Annotated in this window: 6 protein-coding genes and 1 pseudogene; all 7 read right to left on the bottom strand. The window is 71.3% G+C overall.

Going from position 1 to position 6923, the window contains the following annotated elements; translation table 11 throughout:
- Positions 1 to 720: pseudogene (locus tag C1I98_RS32800) on the bottom strand (ribonuclease E/G); the annotation flags it as partial.
- A gap of 97 nt (positions 721 to 817) precedes the next feature.
- Positions 818 to 1615, bottom strand: a complete 798-nt coding sequence (locus tag C1I98_RS32795) for a TIGR03936 family radical SAM-associated protein (protein ID WP_233508390.1) — start codon at positions 1613 to 1615, stop codon at positions 818 to 820.
- A gap of 136 nt (positions 1616 to 1751) precedes the next feature.
- Complete coding sequence (locus tag C1I98_RS32790) at positions 1752 to 3662, bottom strand: TIGR03960 family B12-binding radical SAM protein (RefSeq protein ID WP_111171226.1); 1911 nt, start codon at positions 3660 to 3662, stop codon at positions 1752 to 1754.
- A 16-nt stretch (positions 3663 to 3678) separates the two neighbouring features.
- Positions 3679 to 4572 carry a phosphotransferase enzyme family protein gene (locus C1I98_RS32785; protein WP_111171225.1) on the bottom strand — a complete coding sequence of 298 codons (894 nt, stop codon included), beginning with the start codon at positions 4570 to 4572 and terminating at the stop codon, positions 3679 to 3681.
- Positions 4569 to 5999 (bottom strand): hypothetical protein, encoded by a 1431-nt coding sequence (locus C1I98_RS32780; protein ID WP_111171224.1) that lies wholly within the window; start codon positions 5997 to 5999, stop codon positions 4569 to 4571. Before C1I98_RS32780 ends, C1I98_RS32785 begins: the two co-directional genes overlap by 4 nt.
- Positions 5996 to 6265: a hypothetical protein gene (locus C1I98_RS32775; RefSeq protein ID WP_111171223.1), complete on the bottom strand. Its 270-nt coding sequence runs from the start codon at positions 6263 to 6265 to the stop codon at positions 5996 to 5998. Before C1I98_RS32775 ends, C1I98_RS32780 begins: the two co-directional genes overlap by 4 nt.
- Positions 6266 to 6395: 130 nt before the next feature.
- Positions 6396 to 6923: FtsW/RodA/SpoVE family cell cycle protein (locus C1I98_RS32770; RefSeq protein WP_158558278.1), on the bottom strand; the 528-nt coding region annotated here is incomplete at its 5' end.

Below are 6923 nucleotides of genomic sequence, written 5' to 3'. Positions count from 1 at the left end.
GGTATGGGGCTCGGGGGCCCGGAAGAGCGGGGTGAACACGGCGGCGGGCGCCTGGAAGCTCACCGCGGGCGGGCCGGCCGCGAGCCGCTCGTGCGCGGTCAGCCCGAACGGGTCGGCGAGCAGCCCGCGACGGTCGGCCGAGTCGTCATCGGCGTCAAGGGCGGCCTCGCCGCGCGGCTCCACGTCGAGGTCCTCGCCGGCCGGTTCGTCGTCCAGTGGCTCGTTCTCCGGCAGCGCGAGCAGTTCGTCCTCGGTCGGCGCGGCTGCGGCGGGGGCCGGGGCCTCGGTGGATCGTTCCGTGGCGGCCGGCTGCTCCTCGGTCTTTTTCCGGGTGCGGCTGCGCTTGACCGGCTGCTCGGGGATCTCCGCCGTCTCCTCGGCGGGAACCTCGGCGGACGGCTCGGTCTTCTTGGTCGTACGGCGGCGCGCCGTCGTCGCCGTCGAGGTGGTCTTGCGCCGGGTGCGCTTGACCGGTTCGTCCTCGGCCGCGGGTTCGGCGGGGGCCTCGGCGGGCGTTTCCTGGACCGCGGCCGACGCGGCGGGTTCGGCCGCGAAGGCCGGCAGGGTGCGCGGCGCGGCGCTCAGGCCGGACTCCTCCGGCTCGGGCGGCGGGCCCGCCGGGCGGCTGGCCGCGCGGCGGCGGGGTGTCGTAGTCGATGGGTGTTCTGTTGTATCGCCGTCGGGCCGGTTGGCCTCGGCGCCGGGCTCGTTGTCGAGCATGCGGGCAATCTCCCGTCAGCTCCCGGGCGCGTCTCCGCGCCGCGCAGGAGCTCTCGTCGCTGCTGGCCGCCCGCCCTTACGGGCCGACGGCAAAGTCCTATAGGTCGCCGACGACATGCCCGACCGGTCCCGCCTCGCCGCCGCGCGAAATGTCGCGGTCAAGGCCGAGCGGGTCGGCGGGTTCACCGGTTCTCTCGTCGAGCGGCCCCTGCGCCAGCCTGGTCACCTCGGGGGGCGCCGGCGGCGCGAAATCTGCCACACGTCGAAGAGCCGTGAGAACGTCGTCGGGTCGAACGGCAGGATTCGCGTGCCGTACCACCATGTGAAGTATGACACATGAGTGTCCGGCGGCCTGACCTGCTGTTCCGCCTGTTCCCTCGGAGGACCCGCCCATCACCGGATCGGCCATCCGCAGCACCAGCACCGGGCCTCGCGCGTCGAAACGGCGAATGCCCTTCTTCGTCAGGCGCTCGACCTCCACGTGCCCGGCGGCGAGGAACTTCTCCACTGCCGCGGTGGCGAGACCGGGGTCGGCCCCGGGAAGTCGCATCTCCCAAGCCGATGCCTCCAGCCGGTCGGCGAGAGAGCCGGCGTGCGCCGCGACGACGTCAAGGATGTCGAGGCCGGGCGGGAGGGACGCGTCGAGGTCCGCTCGGATCCGCTCGGGCTCGCACGGCGCTGTCACGCCGATCTCCAGGTATTCCGCCTCGCTCGCGACCCCGGTGGGGGCCGCACCCGCGTAGGAGATCTTCGGGTGGGGAGTGAACCCCGCGCTGAACGCCACCGGAATACCGGCACGGCGCACCGCCCGCTCGACGGCACGCGAGATGTCACGATGGCTGGTGAAGCGCAGCCGGCCACGCTTGGCGTAGCGCACTCGGAGGCGCTGCGCCACAGGCGCGGGCGGTGGCCCTTCAGGAACAGGTTTCAGTGTGCTGTTGTCCCTTCTTACAACAATCCATGGTCTGGTTGTCATCCCAGGATAAGCGCTTGACAGCGGAAACTCTCCCGCCCGGTGCGACCGGGAGGGGTCACACGACGGTCAGGGGCAGCAACTTCCGGCCGGTGGGACCGATCTGGATCTCCGTTCCCATGGTCGGGCAGACACCGCAGTCGTAGCACGGAGTCCAGCGGCAGTCTTCCACCTCACCCTCTCCGATGGCGTCCTGCCAGTCCTGCCACAGCCACTCGCGGTCGAGGCCGGCGTCCAGGTGGTCCCACGGGAGGACCTCGTTCTCCTCGCGCTCGCGCGTGGTGTACCAGTCGAGGTCGATCCCGGCCCCCTCGGTGGCGGCGGCCCAGCGCTCGTAGGAGAAGTGCTCGCTCCAGCCGTCGAAGCGCCCGCCGTCGGCCCAGACCGCCTCGATGACCGCGCCGACCCTGCGGTCGCCCCGCGACAGCAGGCCCTCCACGATGGACGGCTTGCCGTCGTGGTAGCGGTAGCCGATGGCCCTGCCGTACTCCTTGTCGCCGCGCAGCGCGGCCTTGAGCGCGGACAGGCGGCGGTCCACGACGTCGGCGTCGCACTGGGCGGCCCACTGGAACGGCGTGTGCGGCTTGGGCACGAACCCGCCGATGGAGACCGTGCACCGCACGTCACGCGAACCGGTGGCCTCGCGGCCCGCCTTGATGACCTTCTTGGCGAGGTCGGCGATGCCGAGCACGTCCTCGTCGGTCTCGGTGGGCAGGCCGCACATGAAGTAGAGCTTCACCTGCCGCCAGCCCTGGCCGTAGGCGGCGGTGACGGTGCGGATCAGGTCCTCTTCCGTCACCATCTTGTTGATCACCTTGCGCATCCGCTCCGAGCCGCCCTCGGGCGCGAAGGTGAGGCCCGAGCGCCTGCCGTTGCGCGACAGCTCGTTGGCCAGGTCGATGTTGAAGGCGTCGACCCTGGTGGACGGCAGCGACAGGCTGGTCTGGGTGCCCTCGTAGCGGTCGGCGAGGCCCTTGGTGACCTCGGCGATCTCCGAGTGGTCGGCCGACGACAGCGACAGCAGGCCGACCTCGTTGAAGCCGGACTCGGTGATGCCGTTCTGGACCATGTCGCCGATGGTGGTGACCGACCGCTCCCGAACCGGGCGGGTGATCATGCCGGCCTGGCAGAACCGGCACCCCCGTGTGCAGCCCCGGAAGATCTCCACGCTGAACCGCTCGTGGACGGTCTCGGCCAGCGGCACCAGCGGCTTCTTCGGGTAGGGCCACTCGTCGAGGTCCATCACCGTGTGCTTGTGGACCCGCCAGGGCACGCCGGGACGGTTGGGCGCGACCCGCCTGATCCGGCCGTCCGGGTGGTACTCCACGTCGTAGAACTTGGGCACGTAGACCCCGCCGGACTCGGCCAGGCGCATCAGCAGCCCGTCACGGCCCTCCGGGCGGCCCTCGTCCTTCCACTCCCTGATGACCTCGGTGACGGCGATGGCGATCTGCTCGCCGTCGCCGAGCACCGCGGCGTCCAGGAACCCGGCGATCGGCTCGGGGTTGAAGGCGGCGTGGCCCCCGGCGAGCACGATCGGGTCGTCCTCGCCGCGCTCGGCGGCGTGCAGCGGGATGCCCGCCAGGTCGAGCGCGGTCAGCAGGTTGGTGTACCCGAGCTCGGTCGCGAAGGACACGCCGAGCACGTCGAAGGCCCGCACCGGCCGGTGCGCGTCCACGGTGAACTGCGGCACCCCCTCGGCGCGCATCAGCGCCTCAAGATCGGGCCACACCGCGTACGTGCGCTCGGCGAGCGTGCCGGGCAGCTCGTTGAGGATTTCGTAAAGGATCTGAACGCCCTGGTTGGGCAGGCCCACCTCGTAGGCGTCCGGGTACATCAACGCCCAGCGGACCTGGGCGTCGTCCCAGTCTTTGACGGTCGAGTTGAGCTCACCCCCGACATACTGGATCGGCTTTTGCACCTTGGGCAGCAGCGGTTCCAGGCGCGGAAACAGTGACTCGACGGACATGCCACAAGCGTAACGGCTAGAACGGCTGCCACTGGCGGTCGTCCCCGGCGCGCAGCGAGGCGAGCCGGAACGACAGGATGTCCGCCGCGCCCGGGTCACGGTGGGCGTTGCGCAGCACCGCGGTCAGCGTGCGCAGCTCCCGCATCTCGCGCAGCACGCCGTACCCCTCCCATTCGCGCACGTCGTGGCCGTAGGACCGGCAGAACGCGGCGCGCTGCGCGGCCGTGTAGCCGAACCGCGCGCCCTGCAACGTCGGCACCAGGTCGATCTCACGCGGCCCCGCGCTCACCGAATCCCAGTCGCACAGCAACAGCCGCCCAGATGCACGAATCAGATTCCCCCGGTGTGCGTCACCGTGGATCAACCCGTACGGGAGGGTGAACCGAAGCCGCTCGTAGTAGGTCTCGGCGAGCGCGGAGCAGCGGTCGAGCAGCCAGCCCCGATCGCCGACGCCGAGCACGCGACAGGCCGCGATGGCCGCCCGCACTGGTCCGAACGGGTCGTACACCGGCAACTCGAAGGGGACCGGCGGCAGGTCGTGCAGCCGCCGGAGCATCGGGCCGAGCGCGGCCGGGTCGTGCCGGTCGCCCTCGTCTTCCTCGTGGTGCCAGAACGTGACCAGGGACCCCTCCTCGGCCACCGGCTGCCTGACGTCGAGCGGCCTGGTGGCGGGGTAGCCGTGCTCGGCCAGCCAGCGGGTCACCCGCAGGGAGGCCACCAGCCTGTCGTACTTGCCCGGCGTGGGTTCGGCGAGGCGCACCACCACGCGCTCCTCGGGCAGGTGGTAGACGGTGCTGGCGAAGCTGCGCATCAGCCTGGCCCCCGTGGGGTCCAGGCCGGCGGCTCGGCAGGCCCGTTGCAGCGCCGCGACGGCACCGGTCAGTACGCCGTCCCCAGCGCTTATGGTCATCGACTGACTCCCTCGTTGAGCGCCGGGGCCGCCTGGGGCAGCCCGGAGGCGCAGAAGCTTGCTATCCGGCGTGCCGTGCTCTGGCCGCCGGGACGTCCGGCCAGCAGTTCGCCGCCGGTGCCGAGTGTGACCGCCAGGCTGCTGATCCGGCGCTCGGGCGGCAGCGCGAGCAGCGGGGCCACCACGCGGTCGGCGCCCTCGGCGTCGTCTTCGAGCAGGTGGGCGATCAGCAGGTGGGCGCGGGCCATGGCCTCGCAGCCGTAGGAGCGGTTCTGGTCCACCACCGTGGCGTAGCCGGCCAGCGACGCCTCGCCCTCGTGGATCGCGCGTTCGCTGTCGCCCAGGTGCAAATAGGTCACGGACGCGTAGTAGTGCTGTTTGGCGGGCAGGAACGCGAATTCGCCGGCGATCTCGTCGTGCAGCTCGTCCGTGCCGGACTCCCTGGCCTCGCCCGCGCGGTCCAGCGACTCCACCGCGATGTCGCGTTGGGACAGCATGGCGCTGGCCCGGGCGCGCAGCATGTGCAGCCGTGCCCCGCCCGAGCCGGTCCGCAGGTGCGACAGGCCGTCCTCGGCGTAGCCGGCGGCGTCGTGGTAACGCTCGTCCCACAGCGCCACCGACGCCTGCATCCCGCGCGCCCAGCCCATCAGCGGCCCGTGCCCGGACACCCTGCCGTAGGTCCAGGCGGCCCTGGCGAAGGTGTCGGCCGGGCCGCGGCGGCCCAGGTCCATGCTGACGTTGGCCATCAGGCCGCACAGGGCGCCGGTCAGGAAGTACAGCTCGATGGCCTGGCCGGGGTGGACCCGGCGTTGCAGCGCCCGTCTGGTGCGTTCTTGCAGCGAGCGCATCTCGACGAACAGCGGCAGCGGCGACTCCCACACGTAGCGTCTGCCCAGCCAGGTCACCTCGGCGCGCAGGCGTTCCAGCGCGGCCGGGCCCAGCTCGCTGGTCTCGGCGCGTTCGGCGTGCTCACCGGCCTCGTCGGCCGCCGCCGCGATGGGGTCGAGCGGGGCCGCGGTGGCGGCGCGCACATGGTCGGGGGTGTAGTCGCGGGCGAACCCCAGCTGTACCGGCCCGGTCTCGAACAACCGGCTCAGCAGGTCGGTGTACTCCCGATCGGGACGCGCCCCGGCCTCCCACTCCCGCCACGAGCGCTCGGTGAGCCCGCGCCGCCGTACGCCGTCGCGGTCGCACATCGCGTGGAACTGCTCGATGGCCTCCTCGACGGTCCAGCCCCAGGCGAGCCTGAAGCACTTGAACCTGGACGCCTGCGGGCAGCAGGCGTACACCTCCTCGGCGATCCGGTGCGCCACCTCCGCGGTCAGTGGTGCGCCACGGAGGTCGGCGAGCGCGCGTTCGCGGACGATCGCGGCGCACGTCTGCACGGACCGGTCTCCTCCTCGCCGCTCGTGCCCGCGCACCGTCATGCCTGCTCCTTCGGTTCCGGTGGTGGACTTTGCATCGGCACGATCGTGCCGCCTCCGTGCAACTGCGCGGTGAAGAGCTGCCCGCACAGACTGCCCGGAGTCTCGGCGAACCACACCTGCGGCGGGTCGCCGGCCGCGGCGGCCGCCCAGCGGCCCCCGCCGTACACGATCCGGTAGTCGGGAAAGGCGATGCGCAGCAGCTCCAGCGCACGGTTACGCAGTGCGGCCTCCTGCCCCTCAGTGAGGAGGGGCGGTCGATCCGGCATCACGGCTCCTAGGTCATCGAGCGTTCATCCCCCGACCCGGGTATGTTCCCAGGATGTTCGCTTGACGCACGCGCCGGTAGTGAGAGTCACATGTTCACACCATGAGAATGGCTCTCAGTCCCAAAACGCCCTAGAACCGCCGGTCACGGATGTAAATCGCCTGAAGCAGTCCGACCGCTACAAGATTCGTGAACGTCGCCGTGCCGCCGTAGGAGACGAAGGGGAGGGGCAGCCCGGTGATCGGCATGATCCCCACGGTCATCCCGATGTTCACGAACGACTGGAAGGCCAGCCAGCACACGATCGTGCCGGCCACCAAGGTGCCGAACCGGTCCTCGCACTGCCAGGCTATCCGGACCCCCCGAAGCAGCACCACCCCGATCAGCAGCACCACCGTCACCGAGCCGACGAACCCGAACTCCTCCCCCGCCACCGTGAAGATGAAGTCGGTGTGCTGCTCGGGCACGAACCGCCCGGTGGTCTGCCCGCCGCCGAACAGCCCCTTGCCGAACATCTGCCCCGACCCGATCGCGTTCAGCGCCTGCGTGCTGTTGTAGCCGACGCCGCGCGGATCGGTGGACGGCCTGACGAACGCGGTGAACCTCGCCACCTGGTACGGCTCCAGCAGCCCCAGGAACCACACCGCCGCGCCCGCCCC

Source organism: Spongiactinospora gelatinilytica (assembly GCF_003236385.1).
Classification (GTDB): Bacteria; Actinomycetota; Actinomycetes; order Streptosporangiales; family Streptosporangiaceae; genus Spongiactinospora; species Spongiactinospora gelatinilytica.
This window is presented reverse-complemented; position numbering and strand designations above follow the sequence as displayed.